Below are 19461 nucleotides of genomic sequence, written 5' to 3' on the forward strand. Positions count from 1 at the left end.
TGGTGCTCGACAACAGCTGGTCTCAAGTCGATTTGCTACACAATGAGCGCGCAATGCATGCGCAGCAGGCTGGTCGGAGGTCGGGCACAGGCCCAAACCTCTCCGCTCACGAAGGCGGGGGAAGGTTCCGGAGCAGCCCCTGCAACCGTGGCCCAGTTGAGAATCGCAACGAGCACCGTGGTCGGCAACTCGATGGTCGGCTTCTCGCCCGCCATCATCTTCGCCTGGTTCTGGCCACAGGTACAGTCGTGCTGGTCGGAGTCATCCTCGGGCGAGACCGGTTTCTTCTGGTGATCGCCACCGGAATCACGGCCCTTTGAGCCCGAGTGGTGGCATCCCTTGTGGTCGTGCTCGTTCGCCACGGGCTGACCGTGATGATCAACCGCAGAAGCTGGCACACAGGAAGCACATCCACTCACCCACGAGTGGAAGTTGCAGCAGCAGAACGGCACCACCACTGCCAGAAGCAGGGCGACGAGGGTCCGGAAATGGCTGCTGCGAGTGAGCATACTACGGGGGAGTATATCGGCTATCCAAGTGGTACGTCAACACCCGGGGTCTAGTTCGGTGGTGCAGGTTCGGACCCTGACGCTTTCGTGCGTAAACGACCTTATCCGTCCAAATCGCCACCTCGAATCGAGACAAGCTGTTCGGGTAGTGTCTGGATGCGGACATTCATTTCACCACATACGATCGCACAACCGCACCGGGTGAGACGCGCCCATCACTTCGATCTTGGCGGCGACGTGCGCGAGCTAGTGAGCCCGGTTCGAGACGGGCTATCCACCCTCTCGGCCCAGAGAGCCTCATCGCCCGGACCAGAGGTATCTGGTCGGTGGAAGCTCGGGGGTCGCTCCAGCCTCTCTATGCAATCGCCGGGCAGGCTGTGCCCGCGTTCGTCTGGAAGTCAGGCAGCAAGACGGTCCGCACGCCTCACGGTCCGGAGGGAAATCCGGCGCGACGGAGCGGTGTTGTACATCGGTTCGTGTCGCGACCTCCCGGTTACGCGCTCCATAATCGCTCGACGGGACATCCCGGCCAGAGACCCCCTCTGAGACGCTTAAAACCGGTCTCGGCGGCCTCCCGATCGCCGGTCATCCGATGGATCGAACTCCCAGACCTTGTCGCGCCGCCGCTATGTCTATGTTGGTCTCTCTATCGCGTCGGGTTACCGCTACGCGCCCACTATTCCGAGGTCGGTTGCAAACGCGACCGGCCCGCCAGTTCAGACGAAACGCCGCCGAGACGATCGGCGGCGTTTTCGCGTTCTGGCGAGGGTTTCGCGGGGCCGGCAGTCCGGTGGCGAGTCTCTGATCGCGGCGTGGTCATCACCAGCCGGGCGACGTCGGAGCGCCCCGAACGCCCGTTTACGCGCGAAGTCTCTCTGTCTCTCCCCGAGACCCGTGCACGGGTTATGACGGGGTTGGTCTCCCTGTAGGTCGAACAACCGGGGAGGTTGGGAGCGGACAGCGCGGGCAACGGTGTTCGAACGCGCGCCGGTGGTGATCGCGCCGCGCATCGCGCATGCGCACGGCATAGGGCAACCGTAGTGGCGAAGCGATTCCCGCGTCGCCCATGGAGCCACCCCGATGCCCGCGGACTCCACGCGCAATCCCGAGAGCATGACAGCCGACGAGCGCCGCGACGAGGTCGTCAGCATCCTCGCGCGCGGCCTCGTTCGCAGCATCGTCGCCAACCGCGCTCGCACATCGCGGATCAGCGGCGATCTCGCAGATTGCGGCCGGACATGCCTTGAACTTCCGGGCGACTTGCCCCTCAGTGTGGCTCCGCGGCCCGGCGGTTAGGGCCGCCTGCAACGGAGACCCATCAACGGAGCCACACATGCCAGAGACCATCGAACGGCAGATCAACGCGCTAGAGCGCATGACCACAACGGAGCTCGTTGAGCGCTTCGCCGAGGTCCACGGCTACCCGTGCCGCACGCGGCACCGGCAGTACCTCATCCGGAAGATCGCGTGGCGCATCCAGGCCAACGCCGAGGGCGACCTGAGCGAGCGGGCGCGACGCCGCGCCGCGGAGCTCGCGAACGACGCCGAGGTGCGGGTCATGGCCCCGAAGTCCATGATCGCTCCACCCCAGCCGGGGCCGAGCACAACGGTCCATCGCCGGACGCGCGGCCAAGACCATGACGACCCCCGCGTCCCACCCGCGGGGTCGGCGATCGTCCGCGAGTACAAGGGCCGCACGATCCGGGTGGTCGTCCTCCCTCGCGGCGAAGGCTTCGAGTTCGAGGGCGAACGCTTCCGCACCCTGACCGCGGTGGCCAAGCGAATCACCGGCAGCCACATGAACGGATTCCGGTTCTTCCGGCTGCCGTCCGCTGAGGCCACGCGATGAGCGGCCGTCGTCGGAACCAGCCTGCCGGGACCGCGGAGCCGAAGGCCAGCATCCGGTGTGCCATCTACACCCGCAAGTCGAGCGACGAAGGCCTCGATCAGGAGTTCAACTCCCTCGACGCACAGCGTGAGAGCGCAGAGGCATTCATCGCCAGCCAGAAGGCCGAAGGATGGACCTGCGTTCCCGACCGCTACGACGATGGCGGGTGCCGAGCGCCTCGAGCTCTCGCCTACTCTCGTTGAGTTCGCGGTGCGCATCGCCGCGATCAAGCACGACATCCTGATGTTCACGTCGGAGCGCGTCTTCGCGAGTGCTCAAACCCTTGATGAACTCCGGCAGTCGTTGGTGGAGCAACCGCAAAGAGGCATCATCGGTCACATCGGCGGCAAGCCCCGTCGTGGCCAGCGCGGACATGAACCGGGTGCTACGCTCGCGCCGGCTTGCACTCTCGGTCTCGTGCTGCTTGATGAGCAGCGGAATCTGGCGAAGCCTCTCGCCGCCGGCATTCTCGATCTCATTTTTCAATTGCCGCTCTTCGTCGGCCGCGTCCCGCAACTCCGTATCGAGACGGTCCCGGGTGGCGAGCAGCGCCGAGAGTTCCTTCGTCAAGGACTCTGCCGCAGGCGTGAGTAGCTCGATCGTCATCGCCCGGAAATATGGACCTGCGGCACTGCACATAGCCTGTGCCAGGCGCAAGGCTTCCGACTGCGCGGTGAAGGTGGCGCCCTTTGCCGCGATTGGCGTGAGCAGCTCGAACTGCCGTCGTACCCGCACCAGGCTCTGATAGGCTTCGGTAAGTTGGGTGAAGTGCGCCTGCAGGGTCTCGATCTTCTCCATCCACGGCTTGGGCTCGAGCATGTGCTCGCGGATGAACTTGTTCAGACTCTGGATGTCCTTGACCGCGACGGTTTGGTTGAACACATCCATCGCCTTTGGCTGCATGCCCGTAACCTTGGCGACCCAGCCGTGATACTCGTTGTACTTGTCGGTCGCGCGGAAACCGCGCTTCTCCATCTGCTGGCGCACCCGTTCGGTGGTGGCAAGGTTGGCGCAGTGCTCGGCGATCGACCTCTCACCCTGCGCGAAGGCGTAGACCTTCTCGGCACCCCCGTCACCGCCAAGGTACAGAACCTGCGCGACGGTGAAGGCCTCGCCGCGATCGTTCTTGAAGGTCGCCAGCAGGGTCGAGTAGTGCCGTCCATCGGGTCGGAGAAACTGCACCTCCGCTCGGTTGTCTTCGTCGCGGCTCCGTCGGTCAAACGCCCCTTTGATGTAGGTTCGCTCATCGCGTTCGGTCTTCTGAGCACCGGCGGCGACGTTGTAGTTGCGGACAACCGGGCGCACGAACAGCGTCAACAGGGCGTCCACAAGAGTGGACTTGCCCGAACCATTCTGGCCGATGAGGAGTGTGGTAGCACCGCACGGCCTGACCACATGCACCGTACCACGGCTGCTATCGAACGTTCCCCAGTTGGAGACCTCGAGCTTTTGGAGCCGATAGCCGGGTGTCAGTCGCGGGGCGTCATGCATCAGAATCCCCCTGCGTGCGAGCCGCCGCAGCCGCAGCAAGCTGCTGTTTCAGGGCTTCGAGTTCGGAAGCGGGGAGTTTCGCCTTCAGAATGCGGCGGACCTCCCACGCTTCGGGATTGTCGGCGAACTTTCGCACGAACCCCAGGTCATCGAGCTTGTGCAGGGCGGCGCTGAAATCCTTGCGATGACGCACCTCGTCGTATTGGGCGGGAAAGAAGGCCTTCCACTGGTCGAAGATGGCCTCGATCTCGACAACGCATCGTTCGTTGTGGAGATCGTCCTCCTCGAACCGCCGGAGTTCGTCCCGAAACAGCACGGCGAGCATCGTGGGCGCATACCCGAGCTGGCTGCGACGGACAAGCTTCGGGAGCTGCTCGTATCCGCTCGGACACTCGTCCTCTCCCCATTGGCGAACATATGCGTATCCCTCTGCTTCATCGACGACGAGCGTGAGCCCCAGGCGGGCCACAAAGGTCTCAATCTGTGACCGGCTGGAGAGCAGAATGTTCCACACCCGGTCTTCGTCCGCGTAGATGACCCCCTGCAGCAGTCGAACGGCCGCGATGCTCCATTCGCGGAACTCGGGGATTGGAGATGGAGACGGGTTAGGCATTCGCGGTCTCCTGGGGAGGGAGAAACACAATCAGCGGGACGGTCACGCGGCGAGAGACGGTGCCGGCGACCTGGATGTCCTCGGACCGTTCCCGACTGATGATGTGCCCGTCATCCTTGGCGATCTGGATGTAGCCCAAGAGCTCAACAATGCCTGCTTCGGGTGGAAACTCTCGCACCACCTCGGAAAGTGTCATGGCTCTGCCCGTGCGCGAAGTAAGGGCACGAATGCGTTGTCGCATCGCCGCCCAGTCAAGGCGGTGGAGTTGGGCAAGCATCCGGAACAACTCCACGCGACGAGCATCATCAACATGTCCCTCCGAGAGGTCCATCTTTGCAAACTCGGTGGGAGGGCTCCAGAACGTCCGTGAGAACGGAAAGGCCATCTGCACGCCAACATCCACTGTGGCGCTGATGTCCGCGGGCGGAGCATCGGCGAGCGCGGCACCGAGGCCCCGGATGTCCGCGAGCAGTTGGGTCACTCGACGCCGATCCGACGCGGTCCTGACATCCAGCAGTCGCCGCAGCGTGGCAGAGAGACGCTGATTGGTCCGCATCACCTTTTCGGCGTCAGCGATCAGCGACGGCACCATTCGGCGCACCGTGGCGAGCCCGTCGGATTGCTGCGAAAGCTCGTCGATCCTCCCCAGTTCGGCGATGATCGTCCGGAGTTTTTCCTGTTGGGTTGGCGAGAGAATGAAGCGCACGAACTCGTAGAAGCTCACGCCCTGGTCGTCCTGCTTCAGGACATCCTCCGCGTCGAGCGCGAACTGAAGGATCTCGCCTCGGGAGTCCTTTCCATCGAGCTGTCGCCGCTGTACCTGGCGGGTGATCTCCTTGAAGCGGTCTTCAACGGCGCGGAAATCAGAGAGGAGTTCTTTGAGCAGCCCGACGGCGGTGGCAAACCGCTCTCGCACCGCTGCGGGTTCATATCGCGCCTCGACCCCGCCATCTTTCAGGATCTGTCCGATCTCATTGTCGATCCGTGTGCGTTCCTCCCGGAGATGCGCCAACCGGACCTCGGGATCGTGCGAGGCGCCGGCGACGAGATCGGCCAGGGTGCTGATGACGACGCGCAGGCGAGATTCAGTGCCGACGAACCCCAGGTCTTTTTGGAGCGCGCGGTCGAGGAACAGAAACACGTCTTCTGTGTGCGGCGTCAACTGAAACACCGGCTCGTTCCGGCCCCCTTCGACAGAACGATGCAGCCAGCGCGTTTCCCCACTGCACCAGGAGGACAGGTAGTGCTCCGGCTTGTCTCGCAGCGCGTCCGGGTGGGCTGCCTGCACGGACTCTTGGTACTCGCCCAGTGCGCTGACCAAATCAGACGAAGGGAGGGAGATGCGACCTGGTAGCTTGAACTGCCGGTGGAGGAAATCAATCACGAACGGGGCATGTTGTGCCCGCAGCAACCTCAGCGCTGGCGACGTGCCAAAATATGCGAGCAGCTGGTCAAGGCGCATGGCGGCTGTCCGATCGCTCCGGTATCCACGGAATTAGAGTAGTTGCCGCGGCATTCATGAGCGGCGCAACCGATCGAGATCGCATCGCAGCTTCTTTCGTGCCCGTGGCGATCACCTCCCTGTCAGCTCGCACCCGTAGGCCGCGTTGGTGGCGACGGGCGCGTCGTGCAGTGTACCAGTTTTCTGGCCGATATACCTTTCAGACGCCAAAACTGCGGCCTATCGGGCCGGTCCGTATCCGTTTTGGTGCTAGAATAGCCCGCCATAACGATTTTGGCGTCGTCGTATCCGTTTTTGAGGAGTCCGCAATGGACCAGCCAAGGGCGACAACCCGGCCCGCAGGCTACGCAGCCCTGCTGGAGAGATACACGATCCGCGCGATGCCCAACTGGCATCGGTCTGTCGTTTCTGAGGGTAGTACGCGACGAACCGATGCATCAGCGGGCGAAGTCGTCGAAACGTACCCGGCCGCGTACTGGCCGGGTGAGAGTCCCGGAGACCACCTTGAGTTCGCCCTGAAGTACGACGGAATGAACCTGGGCCTCCTGGCGGTCCTTCTGCCGGCGATCGGGGCGGACGAGATCACCCGATACATCAACTCCAAGCCAAACGGGAAGTACGCCCGCCGCATCTGGTACTTCTACGAGATGCTGACCGGCGATCGGCTCCCCCTTGCCGACCTGACGCAGGGCAACTACGTGGACCTCCTGGAGAGCGAGGAGCACTTCACGTCCGATCGCGCGGAGCCGATCCGTCGCCAGCGTGTGAACAACAACCTGCTCGGCGATGCGAGCTTCTGCGCAACGGTTCGGCGGACTGCGACGATCTCAGGGTTCATCAGCAAGGACCTCGCCGCTCGGTGCAAACAGTTGATCTCGGCTTACTCGCCGGAACTGCTCCGGCGAGCACTGAGCTACCTGTACACGAAGGAGACGAAGTCGTCCTTCGAGATCGAGAACATCAAGCCGGACGCAAACAGAACCGAGCGGTTCATCGCCCTCCTGCGCGTCGCCCTGAAAGAGGATCTGTGCACAAAGCCCCGGCTGATCGATCTACAGAACCAGATCGTGGACCCTCGGTTCAAGGACGACGACTACCGCGACAGCCAGAACTACGTGGGCGAGACGGTGTCCATTGGGAAGGAGCGCGTGCACTACGTCTGCCCGAAGCCCGAGCACGTCACGGCGCTGATGGAGGGGCTTATCTCGGCGCACGGGCGGATGGAGCGCGGCACCGTCCATCCGGTTGTTCAGGCTGCGATCGTCGGGTACGGCTTCGTGTTCGTCCACCCCTTCGAGGATGGCAATGGCCGCATCCACCGTCTCCTCATCCACAACATCCTCAGTCGGAGAGGTTTCGTGCCGGACGGCGTGATCTTCCCGGTTTCCGCGGCGATGCTCAAGCATTCCGCCGCGTATGACGGGTCGCTCGAAGCTTTTTCGCGGCCGCTGTTGGGGTTGGTGGAGTACACGCTCGACGACCAGGGACGCATGACCGTCCACAACGATCCCGGCGTGTGGTACCGATACCCGGACATGACCGTGCAGGTCGAGAGCCTGTTCACCTTCGTCGAGCAGACCATCGAAACGGAGCTCGTCGAGGAGCTCGCATTCCTGGCGAATTACGACGAAACAAAGCGCGCCATCCAGGCGATCGTCGACATGCCTGATCGCGACATCGACCTGTTCATCCGTTTCTGCCTGCAGAACAACGGCAAGCTGTCCCAGCGGAAGCGGGAGTCGCACTTTCAGATGTTGACCGAGGACGAGATCCAGCGGATCGAGCGAGCAGTCGCAGAGGGGTACAGGCAACGTGAAGACGGCCCCGGGCGATAGGCACTTCCGACCTGCGCCATAGGGGGCCGCGGCGCGCAAAATGGTGCGACTTTGCGACCGTCTCGACGGATCTCTGGATCGCCGGCGCGCGCGAAGTCAGCTCGATACACCTGCCGTCACGCCGCACGCCCCCCTGCGCTTCGCGCCCGCATCAAAACGAACGCTCGGATAAACTCCGGCCTCATGGCGAGCGCACTGGTCATTCCGTGCCATCTCCGCACCAGGTGGGACCTGAAGTGCCTGCTTCGATTGCTCGACAGCGTGCGCGATCAGTCCACGGCCTTCTCTCGCGTGTACGTTGTGGATGACGCGAGCCCGCTCAAGTACTCCCTGGCGGATCGTGACGTCGATCACGTCGTGTTGGACACCAACGGCGGACCCGCCCGGGCGCGAAATGTGGCGGTCGCCAAGGCACTGGCCGCCGGCGACGAGTTGATCTTCTTCACGGATCACGACTGCATACTCGACCGTGACTGGCACGGTCACATGGCCCGCTTCCTCTCGGACACCAACTTCGCCGCCGTGGGCGGCATGACCTACGCCTGGGGCTCAACGCTCCTGGACCGCTACCACGAGATCAACGGCACGTTGGCCGGGAAGTGGCTGCTCCCGGATCGGCGAGAACTCTGGTACATGCCGTCCCTGAACTTCGGCATGAAAGCGAGGGCCGCGCAGGAGTTTCCGTTCGATGAGCGGTTCCCGCACGCGGCCGGCGAGGACGTGGATCTATGCCTGCGACTGCGAAGCAAGTACCGCATCGGGTTCTGCGCTGAGGCAAAGCTGTGGCATGACTTCGGGTACTCAAGCACCGTCACGGGGTTCTGGCGCTTCATCAAACTGTTCATGAAGTACAAGAGCTCCAGCGCGACGCTGTACGAGGGGCACACGGTCCTGATGTGGGATGCGTCCGAGTCCATCTTTGAGGGCAACAAGTATGAGCCTGATCTACGACTTGAGGATGAAGGGACCGGGCATCGGACGGGCGGTGCCGGGTTTGCTCCCGTCATCCTGATCGACACCTTCAGTGGTGACAAGATAGACGAGTTTCTGGCCGCGTTTCGATCCGAGCGCCCACGGAGCCGAGTATGTGTGACCGTGCTGCACGCTTCAGATGATGTGCTGCGTGAGAGGGTGCTCAACCGCGACGGGGATGGATTCCGAGACATCGACATCGCGTTGAAAATCAATCACGAGTCGGTCCGCGACGCCCGGCTCTTTGAACTGCTGCTCGACACAACCAACCTCTCGCCAGGGGATGTGGCAGGTGCCATCCATCGACTCGCGGGTGATCCAACCGCCGGCGCCTCTCGACCCGGAAGTCGCGAGCGCCAGGGGTGAGACCGGTGGAACTGCTATGTTCCCTATGCGGCCGATCGGCCCGGTGCCCGGAGAATCGCGCGAATTTCGAGGTCTCGGATCGGCCTCTCGTCGCTCCGATTAACCCGAGACCCCCGCATAAGTCCGCCGGGGGGCCCGTTCCCCATGAGGAGTCTCTGGGGCTCTGAAAAGCAGGCTGTCAGGCCACCCCACGCCCATTACTTCTTTTCTGACAGGGACTTGCGCACATCGCAGGTCCCTTTCTTGTTGGTCAAAACGGGCAAGATGTACCCGAAAACGTACCCCGTGACCTGAGAGACATGGACCTGCCAGTGAAGCACCGGATACACCCCGGAGGTCGCTCGTGGCAAGTCTCAGGAAGCGTGGCAGGGCGTTCCAGATTCAGTACTTCGTCGGCGGCAAGCAGAAGCGAGTCTCGCTCGGCCGCATCCCCTACCAGATGGCCAAGGCCAAGCTCGCCCAGTTCGAGCTGGCCCAACTCCAGGGGCTCGACAACCCGCTGCCGTCGAAGACCCGCATCGCCGAGGTTCTCACCGCGTACGTCGCCCACATCCGAGCGTTCAAGACGCCCAAGGCCGCGCAAACGGACATCTACTACCTGCGCGAGGTCTTCGGCCCCGTGTGCGAGGCGGTGACCATCACCCGCCGCCGCAGCAGCGCCGCCGCCCGGAAGCGCCCCTCCAGCCAACTCGACGGGCGCAAACGCCTGCCCGTCATCGAGGCCATGATGGGGACGGTGAACAGTGATTCCGTGGGACACCGAAAGCCGGGGCAGTTCCAAGGATCCGGCTGATCGCGGCGTGCTCCGTCAGTGGGAACCCCCGAACAACCACGCCTTGGATCGATTACGCCCTTCATGAGTGGTGATTCTGATCCAAGAAGCCCCTCGCCCCAGCCCTCTCCCGGAGAGCGAAGGGGTTGTTCAAAGATCCCAGTGAACAGTGTGCTCACCATCCAGAAGCGGCCGATCATGCACTGGGCCGATGCGCAGGTTCTTCACGATGATGTGATTGCCGTTCGCCGTAGAATCATCGCATGAACGACTTCGATTGGTCGTTGCCCTACCCCTCGCAGCGGGAAGGCGTCTTCGCCCGCAACGTGGTCGCCACTTCGCAGCCGCTTGCGGCTCAGGCGGGGCTGCGGGTGCTCGGTCAGGGCGGCAACGCCATCGACGCCGCCATCGCAACGGCCATTGCGCTCACCGTCGTCGAGCCCACGAGCAATGGCATCGGATCGGACGCCTTCGCCCTCATCTGGGCCGGTGGCGGGCTGCACGGGCTCAACGCCTGCGGACGCTCCCCCGCCGCCATGACCTCTGACCGCTACGCGGGCTTGACCGCCATCCCCACGCAGGGCTGGGGCGGCGTGACCGTTCCGGGGGCCGTCTCCGCGTGGGTGGAGATGTCCGAGCGCTTCGGACGCCTGCCCTTTGAGCAGCTCTTCGAACCTGCCATCGAGTACGCCCGCCACGGCTTTCATGTCTCGCGCCAGACCGCCTACTACTGGGATCGCGGGTTCCGAGCCAACCGGAACATGGGGCCGTGGATGGCTACCTTCTGTCCCGCGGGCCGACCGCCGCACACAGGTGAGATGTTCGTCAGCGAAGCGCACGCGCGTACGCTGGAACAGATCGCGCTCTCGAAGGGCGAATCGTTCTACCACGGCGAGCTTGCCGTCGCCATCGCACGCCACGCCCGCGAAACCGGCGGCTTGATCACCGCCGACGACCTCGCCTCGCACAAGGCCGACTGGGTGCGGCCGATCTCCCTTGACTGGCACGGGTTCCGCATCCATCAGATTCCGCCCAACGGGCAGGGCATCATCGGACTGATGGCCCTGGGTCTGCTCGCCCGCCACCGGCTCGATGAGGTCGAAGTGGATTCCGCCGATTCCCTCCACATGCAGATTGAGGCGATGAAACTCGCCTTCGTCGATGGACGGCGGTTCGTGGCCGATCCTGACGCGATGGACGTCGAACCCGCCGCGCTTCTCGACCCGGAGTATCTCGACGCTCGCGCGCGCCTGATCGACAGGGACCGCGCCGCCGACCCCGGTCACGGAGAACCGAAGCGGGGCGGCACGGTGTACCTGTGCGCGGCCGACAGCGACGGCAACATGGTTTCCTATATCCAGTCCAACTACACTGGCTTCGGATCGGGCATCGTCATTCCGGACACCGGCATCGCGATGCAGAATCGAGGGTGCTGTTTCACACTGGAGACGGGGCACCCCAACCAGGTTGGACCCGGCAAGCGTCCCTACCACACGATCATCCCCGGGTTCGTCACGCAAGTCGATGGCGGCGGAACAAGCGTCTCCCTTGGGGGGAGAGCGGGAGCGGCAGGCGCGACGCCAGCCCCATTGAACAACACTGTCACCGAGCGCCCCATCCTCGCCTTCGGCGTCATGGGCGGCTACATGCAGCCCCAAGGGCATGCGCAGGTGCTGCTGCGAATGCTCCTCCACCGCCAGAACCCACAGGCCGCCCTCGACGCTCCACGCTGGCGCATCGAGCAAGGCCTTCAGGTCGTCATCGAACCGGGATTCGCCCACCCCACGTACGAAGCCCTCCTTCAGCGAGGACACCAACTCACCGTCGCCCCCGCACGCACCGTGGAGCACGGCGGGGGGCAGGCCATCTGGCGAATGACCGACGGAGCGTACTTCGCCGCCAGCGATCAGCGCCGTGATGGACAGGCGGTGGGGTGGTGAGCACGGTAGGATTCGTCAATCGCCGCTCCTCCGACTCCCTGGAATCACCCCATGCTCGGCGTTTCCGGAATCTTCAGCGATCTTGACGTGGCCGTCACACTGGACGCCCCGCTTGGACCGCTGACGTGGTACGGCGTGGGCGGCCGCGCCGACGTGCTGCTGCGCCCGCGCACCGTCGAGGCCCTCGCCACCCTTGTCAAGCGATGCCGCCGCTCGCGCACGCCCCTGCGCGTGCTGGGCAGCGGCGCCAACCTGCTGGTGGCGGATGAGGGCGTGGACGGCGTCGTGGTGCGGCTGGACACGCCCGCCTTCACCTCGCAGGAGTTCATGGATGTGGGCGGGCAGCCCGTCCTGCGCGTGGGCGCTGGCGCGGACATGGCCAAGGTGCTCATGGAATGCACGCGGCGGGGCCTGGGCGGGCTGAGCCAGATGGCCGGCATCCCCGCCTCCGTGGGCGGCGCGGTGCGCATGAATGCGGGCGGCGCGTTCGGCGCGGTGGGCGACGCCGTGCGCGCCGTCACCACCATGACGCGGAGCGGCGACGTTCACGTCATTCCCGCCTCGGATATCACCTTCGGCTACCGCACCACCAGCATCGCCGACCCGATCATCCTGTCGGTCGAGTTCAACCTGACGCCCGAAGATCCGATCGCTTTGCGCGACAGGGTGAAGGAGATCTTCGCGTACAAGAAGAGCACGCAGCCGCTGGCCGCGCACTCCGCCGGGTGCGCCTTCAAAAACCCGGTGGACCCGGAGACGGAGAAGGTGGTGAGCGCGGGCAAGTTGATCGATGAGGCGGGGTTGAAGGGGCTGAGCGTGGGCGGAGCGACCGTGAGCACGCACCACGCCAACTTCATCACCGTGGCCCCCGGCGCCAAGGCCGAGGAGGTGCTGCGGCTGATGGACCTGATTCGCGCTCGCGTGTACGAGCGGCACGGCATCGAACTGCAGACGGAGGTGGTGGTATGGCGGCGCGGGGAGCGCGAGCGGGAGTAGCCCACACCTGACCCGTGGCATCTTCCGACCGACGCCTCCGCTCGGCACTCAGCACCCAGCACTCAATACCCTCCCGAGCGCATGCGGTCGATGCTCTCGGGAAACGGATATGACGCAAAAACACCTGTGGGAGCCAGTTCCCACATGGCCACGGCGGGGTAGACATCGCCATGGAAGCCCGCCTGGAACATGGTTCGCAGGACGGTCTCGAAACTGGGCTCCTCGCCGCGCTGATCCATCAGGCGATTGGACTTGGCGCCGAGGAAGCTCACCGAGCAGGCGGGCAGGCGGTCGTGGCGGCCTTCGAGCATCTGGGCCGCGATGCGAAATCCGGCCGCCAGATTGTCGATGGTGAAGCATTCCTGCCCGCGCGGGCGCAGCAGGGCGAAGACCTCCACCGCATCCAGGTCGTACTTGAGCACGTACACCTCGTGCGGCCTGGCGTTGCTGGCGATCAGCCGGGCGTGCTGCGTGATCGACTGCGTGTTCCACTGGCTGGTGGGCAGCAGCGCGGCCAGCTGGCTGACGATGCCGTGGGCGTTGTCATCCGGGTTGACGCCGCAGATCAGCGTACGGTACCGCCGGGCCAGCAGGTCGGTGAGCAGATGCTGACCCCAGAGAATGCGGATGCGCGGCTGACGGACAGCGCTGCGCGGGTCACCGGCGGGCAGGAGCACCACCCGGTCGGACCGCTTGTCCGCCTGCATGAGCAGGTCGGCCTCGTCGTCGTAGATTCGCAGGGGCTTCTCGGCGGCTGCGGCTGGGCTCATGGCGACCTCCTGCCGAAGGGGCACAATGAAGGCACTGTACCGCGTCGGCTGGGGGCGAACAAGGATCGGCTGGGACAACGCGGCGGGCTTTGATCGCCGCAGCTCTCATGCCCATCCGCTCCCCCGTTCCGGCCGTCTGATACCATGCAACACGCCCGTGGGCCGGTTCGTAGGATCCTCGGGCGACTGGGAGGTCCGCATGGCCAAGGCGATTGTCGATCCGGGCGAACTCCGGCGGTTCGCGCACACGCTCAAGCAGTTCAACAATGACCTGCAGGCCCGCATGGCCGCGCTGCACGGTCAGATGATCGGGCTGAGCGCCAGTTGGCGCGATCAGGAGCAGCGCAAATTCGCCGAGGAGTTCGAGCAGACGATGAAGGTCGTCGCCCGCTTCATCGACGTGTCCAATGAGCACGTGCCATTCCTGCTGCGCAAGGCCGAGCGCGTGGAGGAGTATCTTCAGCAGCGGTAGCGGGCCGAGGCGCGAAACGCTGGGTATTGGCTGCTGGATGCCGTCTCCTTCCGTCCGGCTTCTGATGACTTCCGACCTCTGATTGGCGACTCCTGTCTTCTTCCCTCATATGTCCAGTCGGGCTCACGTCAGTTCGATCGACGCCTTGCGGACGTTCCGAGCCGCGGTGCTCAAGTTCATCGACGCGGCGGACAAGGCGGTCAGCGAGGCGGAATCGGAGCTGCAGCGCGTGCAGGACTGGCTGACGAATGATCGACCGGTGTTCTGGAAGGGCGAACTGCGCCGCCGCGAGCAGGACGTGGCGCGGGCACGTGACGAGCTGCGCCGCGTGCAGTGGACGATCGGCGATCACAAACCGGCCGCGGTGGAGCAGAAGAAGGCGCTCAAGAAGGCGGAGGGGCGGCTGGAAGAGGCGCGGCAGAAGATCGCGGCCGTTCAGCGCTGGCGCGTGCTCTTCGACCGGGCGGTCAACGAGTACAAGGGGCAGATTCAGCCATGCCGCACCGCGTACGAAGTGGAGCTGCCCGAGGCGGCGGCGCTGCTGTCATCCCTGGCAGGGACGCTCGATGAATACCTGGCGTTGGCGCCGGCGGAGCTTGAAGGCGAGCTGCGCGAGAACCTGGAGCAGGCGCCGCCCTCGTCAGCCGCTCTGCCCTTCCTCGACCGCCCCAAGCCCGCCCAGCGCGCGGCGGAGGCGGCCACGGTGGCCCGCGCCATCGCCATGAAGGCCGTGGTGCTCGACCAGAAGGCGCGGCAGCACCTGGAGATTCTGCGCGAGGTGTCGGATTTCGTCGTCGCCGCCGGGCACCCAAAGGGTGAGGTCATCCCGGTCTTTGACCGGCTGAAGGCGGAGCGCGAGGCGCCCAGGCCCGGCGACCTGGTGGTGTACGAGGATGGCGCGCTGCTGGCCGAGGCGATCTTTCTGCACCGACTGCCGGAAAAGGTGGCGGGAGACTCCGGCTGGTACGTCGGTTCTCTCGTCAGGGAGGACGATGCCCAGGCGCCCCGCGTGGCCCTGGGCGTGACGGCGTCGCGCCTGCTGGCCGCGAGGCCTGAACTGCGCGAGATCATGGCGTTGCCTCGCGGCTGGCTGGCCACCGTGGAACTGGGGCAGAGAGACGGGGATGGCCAGGGGCCCCGGATCGGACTGGTGCTCGATGAGCATGAACGAAACCTGTGGGGGCGAGGACGTGAATCAGGGGCTTCGTCATGAGCGTCTCCGTCGGCCGCACCAAGCTCAAGAATGCCCTGCAGGATCTGCTCGTGAAATGGGAGGAGACGCGGGGCGTTTGGAATGATGTGCGCAGCCAGCAGTTCGCCCGTCAATACCTGGAGCCGCTCGATCCGGCGGTCCGCGCGGCGGTGGCGGCGATGGATCGCCTGGCGTCCCAGATCGCCCAGGCCGAACGCGATTGCGGGTAGTCGCTACCATGCCTGATTCCGCGACCGTCGATGGAAGCCCCATGCCTGACCTCCTGCTCTCCGACATCGAACGAACGGTGATCCGCAACCTGCTGCGGCTGTCCAGCGAACGCGATGCAGGCGAGATGGACATCACCCGTCGAGGCAAGGCGGAGCGGGCGGCCCTCGACAGGCAGTACGAAGAGCGGCGGCAGCGCCTGCAGCAGCGATTCGAGGCCGACGCCCGCAGCAACGAATCGGAGCATCAGGCCGCGCGCGAGGAGATCGAAGCACGCTTCGCCGAGGATGCCGCGAAGGACGAGAAGAAATACCGTTCACAGCGGTTCAAGATCAACGAACAGGCCGATCACGACGAGCTCCAGACGAAAAAGGCGTGGGAGGAGGCCAGGTGGACCGCGGAAACGGTGTACGAGGCCAAGGAGCCGCAGCCCAAGGAGGAGTTCGAGAAGACCGCCAAGGCGCTGCGCAGCCGGGCGGCGACGTTCCAGGCGATCGAGTCGGAGGCGCTGGAGATTCTCAGGGCCTGCCGCATTCGTCCCAGGCCGCACACGCCCCCCACGATCTCGATGGCGAGCGCCGAGGCGGGCGAGGCCGCCCGAGTGCTGGAGGACGAGGGCGCCAAGGCGTCGCAGCGACTCCAGGCGCTGCGCGACGCCTTCCTGCCTCACCTGTTCGAAGGCGCCAGGCCGTTCATGGCGGGATTGCTGCCGTTCGCGGCGGCGGCGGGCCTGGTCGGGTGGCTGACCGAGTGGAAGTTCAACAACTGGCTGCCGCACGCGGGAATCGCGGCGTTGGCGGCGGCGGTCGTCATGCTGCTGCTGCTGCACGCCCAGGCGCGGAAGAAGGCCCGGCGCCTGCACGCCGAGCTGCTCGACGCCCTCGCCTCCGCCCGCGCGGCCCGTGAGCGATGCCTCGTGCTGGCCTCGGAAAAGCGCGCCCGCGAGGAAGCGGAACTGCTCCGCCAGCGCGACGACGATCTGGCCCGCGCGCGGGAAACGCATGAACCGCGCCTGGAGAAAATCCGCACCGTCCGCCGGCAACTGCTGAAGGAGCTCGACGAGTGGTTCGCGCGACGGAAAGCGGAGTTGAAGGCCGCCCACGACGCCGATCTGGCCGAGTGCGACGCACGCCACGCCACGCGCCGGGCGGAGATCCTGTCCACCTACGAGTCGGATCGGGCCGCTCTCGAAGCCGAATCCACGGCACGCCGCGCCGCCATCGATGAGCGTGAGAGCCGGGAGTGGACGACGCTCGAGTCGCAGTGGCGTTCCGGCATGGCCGAGGTGCATCAACTGGTCGCCCGCCTGCGCGAGTTTGACGAGCGGCATGACCGGGCGTGGAATGCGGCGGCCTTCGCCGACTGGTCGCCTCCGGGCACCTTCGCGCCCGCGGTGCGCTTCGGAGCGCTGGACGTCAACCTGGCCGCCATTCCCGGCGGCATCCCTCGCGATGAGCGATTGCTCGACGTTGGTCCGCTCCGCTTCGAGATGCCGGCGATTCTGGACTTCCCGCGCCGCTCCTCGATGCTCATCGAGGCCCACGACGGTACGCGCGACCAGGCCGTTGCCACGCTGCAGAACGTGATGGCGCGGCTGCTCACGACCTTTCCGCCCGGCAAGGTGCGCTTCACCATCATCGATCCCGTGGGGCTGGGGCAGAACTTCGCCGGCTTCATGCATCTGGCCGATTACGAGGAGGCCTTCGTCGCCGACCGCATCTGGACGGAACCGCGCCACATCGAGCAGCGGCTCACCGACCTGACCGAGCACATGGAGAACGTGATCCAGAAGTACCTGCGCAACGATTTCGAGACGATCACGGACTACAACGAGCACGCGGGCGAGATCGCCGAGCCCTTTCGATTCCTCGTCATCGCCAACTTTCCCGTCAACTTCACCGAGACGGCGGCGCGACGGCTGGTGAGCATCATCGAAAGCGGTCCGCGCTGCGGCGTGTACACGCTGATCGCGGTGGACTCACGCCAGCCGCTGCCGCAGGGCGTGTCAATGGACGACCTGCGCAAGGGCGGCGTGGTGCTGGAGTCGCGCGATGGGCGTCTGACGATGCGGGACGACGATCTGGCCCGCCTGCCGCTGACGCTGGACCCGGCGCCGACACCCGACTTCCTCACCGACATGCTGCACACGGTGGGAACGCACGCCAAGCACGCCTCGCGCGTGGAGGTGCCCTTCGAGCACGTGGTTCCCGCGCGTGAGGACTACTGGAGCGGTTCGAGCGATCGCGAAGTCGCGGTCCCGCTGGGGCGGGCCGGCGCCACCAAGCTTCAGCCCATGGTGCTGGGACGGGGCATCGCGCAGCACGCCCTCATCGCGGGCAAGACGGGGTCAGGCAAGTCCACGTTGCTGCACGTCATCATCACCAATCTCGCGCTCCACTACCGGCCCGACGAGGTGGAGTTCTACCTGGTGGACTTCAAGAAGGGCGTGGAGTTCAAGACCTACGCCACCCACGGGCTGCCCCACGCACGGGCGGTCGCGATCGAGTCCGACCGCGAGTTCGGGTTGAGCGTTCTTCAGCGTGTGGATGCGGAACTCAAGCGCCGAGGGGAAATCTTCCGCAAGCTCGGCGTGCAGGATCTCGCGGGATATCGGCGCACGGGCCATTCGGCTCGCATTCCCCGCACGCTGCTCATCATCGACGAGTTCCAGGAGTTCTTCGTCGAGGACGACAAGCTGGCCCAGGACGCCGGGCTGCTGCTCGACCGGCTGGTCCGCCAGGGCCGCGCCTTCGGCATTCACGTGATCCTCGGCTCGCAGACGCTGGCGGGGGCGTACTCGCTGGCCCGCAGCACGATGGGTCAGATGGCGGTGCGGGTGGCGCTGCAGTGCAGCGAGGCGGACGCCATGCTGATCCTGGGTGACGACAACACCGCGGCACGCCTGCTTTCCCGTCCCGGCGAGGCCATTTACAACGACCAGGGCGGCCTGCTCGAGGGCAACAGCCCCTTCCAGATCGTCTGGCTGCCGGAGGAAGTGCGCGATCGGTATCTGCACGAGGTGTCCGAACTGGCGACGCGCGAGGGGTACGAGCCGCCCGAGCCGATGATCGTGTTTGAAGGCAACATCCCCGCCGACATCCGTCGCAACGCGGTGCTCCATCGCGTTCTGGCGTCCGGTCCGCCCGCGCAGCCGCCCGCCGCAGGCGTGGCGTGGATGGGCGATGCGATCGCCATCAAGGATCCCACCGCCGCGGTGTTCCGCCGCCAGAGCGGATGCAACCTGCTCATCGTCGGCCAGCGTGAGGAGTTCGCGGTGGCCATTCAGGAGGCGGGGATCGTCGGGCTCGCCGCACAGACGCCCGCCGACCGGGGCGTGTTCTACGTGCTCGACGGTCTGTCGTCGGATTCGCCCCACGCCGGTTCGTTCGAACGGCTGGCCCGCCATCTGCCGCACGACCTGCGCGTGGTGGGATGGCATGACGTAGAAGGCGCCATGGCCGAGATCGGCGAGGAGCTGGACCGCCGCCGCGCCGCGGGACGACCCGACCCGGCCCCCATCTACCTGTTCATCTGCGGACTGCACCGCTTCCGCATGCTCCGGCAGGCGGAAGAGTTCGGCTTCATGTCCTCGTCCTCGGGTGACGAAGGGAAATCGCGAGGCCCGGACAAGATCTTCGGCGAACTGCTGCGCGACGGCCCGCCGCTGGGCATGCACGTCATCGCCTGGTGCGACACCCCCAACAACCTGTCGCGCGTGCTCGACCGCGGCGCCATGCGTGAGTTCGATCTGCGTGTGCTCTTCCAGATGAGCACGACGGATTCCAGCAACCTGATCGACACGCCCATCGCGGGCGCCCTGGGCAACACCCGCGCCATCCTGCACAGTGAGGATCTGGGGCTGCTGGAGAAGTTCCGCCCCTACGCCACGCTTGACGAACACTGGGTCGCCGAAATCGGCAAGCAACTGCGCGGTCAGCCGGCCAACGTGCAATAG

At 65.3% G+C, this 19461-nt stretch carries 15 protein-coding genes; 10 read left to right on the plus strand and 5 right to left on the minus strand.

Features of this window, described 5'->3' with window-relative positions; translation table 11 throughout:
* Positions 1 to 35: 35 nt before the first annotated feature.
* Positions 36 to 362 carry a hypothetical protein gene (locus HRU76_01585; GenBank protein ID QOJ16359.1) on the minus strand — a complete coding sequence of 109 codons (327 nt, stop codon included), beginning with the start codon at positions 360 to 362 and terminating at the stop codon, positions 36 to 38.
* Positions 363 to 1842: 1480 nt separating this feature from the next.
* On the opposite strand from HRU76_01585, the gene HRU76_01590 reads away from it, so the two are divergent.
* Positions 1843 to 2358 (plus strand): DUF2924 domain-containing protein, encoded by a 516-nt coding sequence (locus tag HRU76_01590; protein QOJ16360.1) that lies wholly within the window; start codon positions 1843 to 1845, stop codon positions 2356 to 2358.
* 144 nt (positions 2359 to 2502) lie between these two features.
* Here HRU76_01590 and HRU76_01595 read toward each other — a convergent pair whose 3' ends face one another.
* From HRU76_01595 to HRU76_01605, 3 genes are read right to left on the minus strand one after another with little or no spacing between them, the layout of a single operon-like run.
* A complete protein-coding gene (locus HRU76_01595) occupies positions 2503 to 3888 on the minus strand; it encodes an AAA family ATPase (protein ID QOJ16361.1) in 1386 nt (461 codons plus the stop codon).
* Complete coding sequence (locus HRU76_01600; protein QOJ16362.1) at positions 3881 to 4501, minus strand: DUF4194 domain-containing protein; 621 nt, start codon at positions 4499 to 4501, stop codon at positions 3881 to 3883. The genes HRU76_01595 and HRU76_01600 overlap by 8 nt, the downstream gene beginning before the upstream one ends.
* Entirely contained in the window at positions 4494 to 5963 is a 1470-nt protein-coding gene (locus HRU76_01605) for a DUF3375 domain-containing protein (GenBank protein ID QOJ16363.1), read from the minus strand. The genes HRU76_01600 and HRU76_01605 overlap by 8 nt, the downstream gene beginning before the upstream one ends.
* 308 nt (positions 5964 to 6271) lie before the next feature.
* On the opposite strand from HRU76_01605, the gene HRU76_01610 reads away from it, so the two are divergent.
* From HRU76_01610 to murB, 5 genes are all read left to right on the plus strand, one after another.
* The gene (locus HRU76_01610; GenBank protein QOJ16364.1) at positions 6272 to 7798 is read left to right on the plus strand and encodes a Fic family protein; all 1527 of its coding nucleotides are present in this window, start codon (positions 6272 to 6274) and stop codon (positions 7796 to 7798) included.
* 183 nt (positions 7799 to 7981) lie between these two features.
* The gene (locus HRU76_01615; GenBank protein ID QOJ16365.1) at positions 7982 to 9136 is read left to right on the plus strand and encodes a glycosyltransferase family 2 protein; all 1155 of its coding nucleotides are present in this window, start codon (positions 7982 to 7984) and stop codon (positions 9134 to 9136) included.
* Between the two features lie 343 nt (positions 9137 to 9479).
* Positions 9480 to 9929, plus strand: a complete 450-nt coding sequence (locus HRU76_01620; GenBank protein QOJ16366.1) for a hypothetical protein — start codon at positions 9480 to 9482, stop codon at positions 9927 to 9929.
* A 242-nt stretch (positions 9930 to 10171) separates the two neighbouring features.
* Complete coding sequence (locus HRU76_01625) at positions 10172 to 11848, plus strand: gamma-glutamyltransferase family protein (GenBank protein QOJ16367.1); 1677 nt, start codon at positions 10172 to 10174, stop codon at positions 11846 to 11848.
* A gap of 51 nt (positions 11849 to 11899) precedes the next feature.
* Complete coding sequence (gene murB, locus HRU76_01630) at positions 11900 to 12844, plus strand: UDP-N-acetylmuramate dehydrogenase (GenBank protein ID QOJ16368.1); 945 nt, start codon at positions 11900 to 11902, stop codon at positions 12842 to 12844.
* A gap of 62 nt (positions 12845 to 12906) precedes the next feature.
* Here the strand turns inward: murB and HRU76_01635 are convergent, their stop codons facing one another.
* Entirely contained in the window at positions 12907 to 13614 is a 708-nt protein-coding gene (locus HRU76_01635) for a hypothetical protein (protein QOJ16369.1), read from the minus strand.
* Between the two features lie 199 nt (positions 13615 to 13813).
* On the opposite strand from HRU76_01635, the gene HRU76_01640 reads away from it, so the two are divergent.
* From HRU76_01640 to HRU76_01655, 4 genes are all read left to right on the plus strand, one after another.
* Positions 13814 to 14086 (plus strand): WXG100 family type VII secretion target, encoded by a 273-nt coding sequence (locus HRU76_01640; GenBank protein ID QOJ16370.1) that lies wholly within the window; start codon positions 13814 to 13816, stop codon positions 14084 to 14086.
* Between the two features lie 145 nt (positions 14087 to 14231).
* A complete protein-coding gene (locus HRU76_01645) occupies positions 14232 to 15299 on the plus strand; it encodes a hypothetical protein (GenBank protein QOJ16371.1) in 1068 nt (355 codons plus the stop codon).
* Positions 15296 to 15508 (plus strand): hypothetical protein, encoded by a 213-nt coding sequence (locus HRU76_01650; GenBank protein ID QOJ16372.1) that lies wholly within the window; start codon positions 15296 to 15298, stop codon positions 15506 to 15508. Before HRU76_01645 ends, HRU76_01650 begins: the two co-directional genes overlap by 4 nt.
* Positions 15509 to 15549: 41 nt before the next feature.
* The gene (locus HRU76_01655) at positions 15550 to 19461 is read left to right on the plus strand and encodes a cell division protein FtsK (GenBank protein QOJ16373.1); all 3912 of its coding nucleotides are present in this window, start codon (positions 15550 to 15552) and stop codon (positions 19459 to 19461) included.

Source organism: Phycisphaeraceae bacterium, assembly GCA_015709595.1.
GTDB lineage: Bacteria > Planctomycetota > Phycisphaerae > Phycisphaerales > SM1A02 > CAADGA01.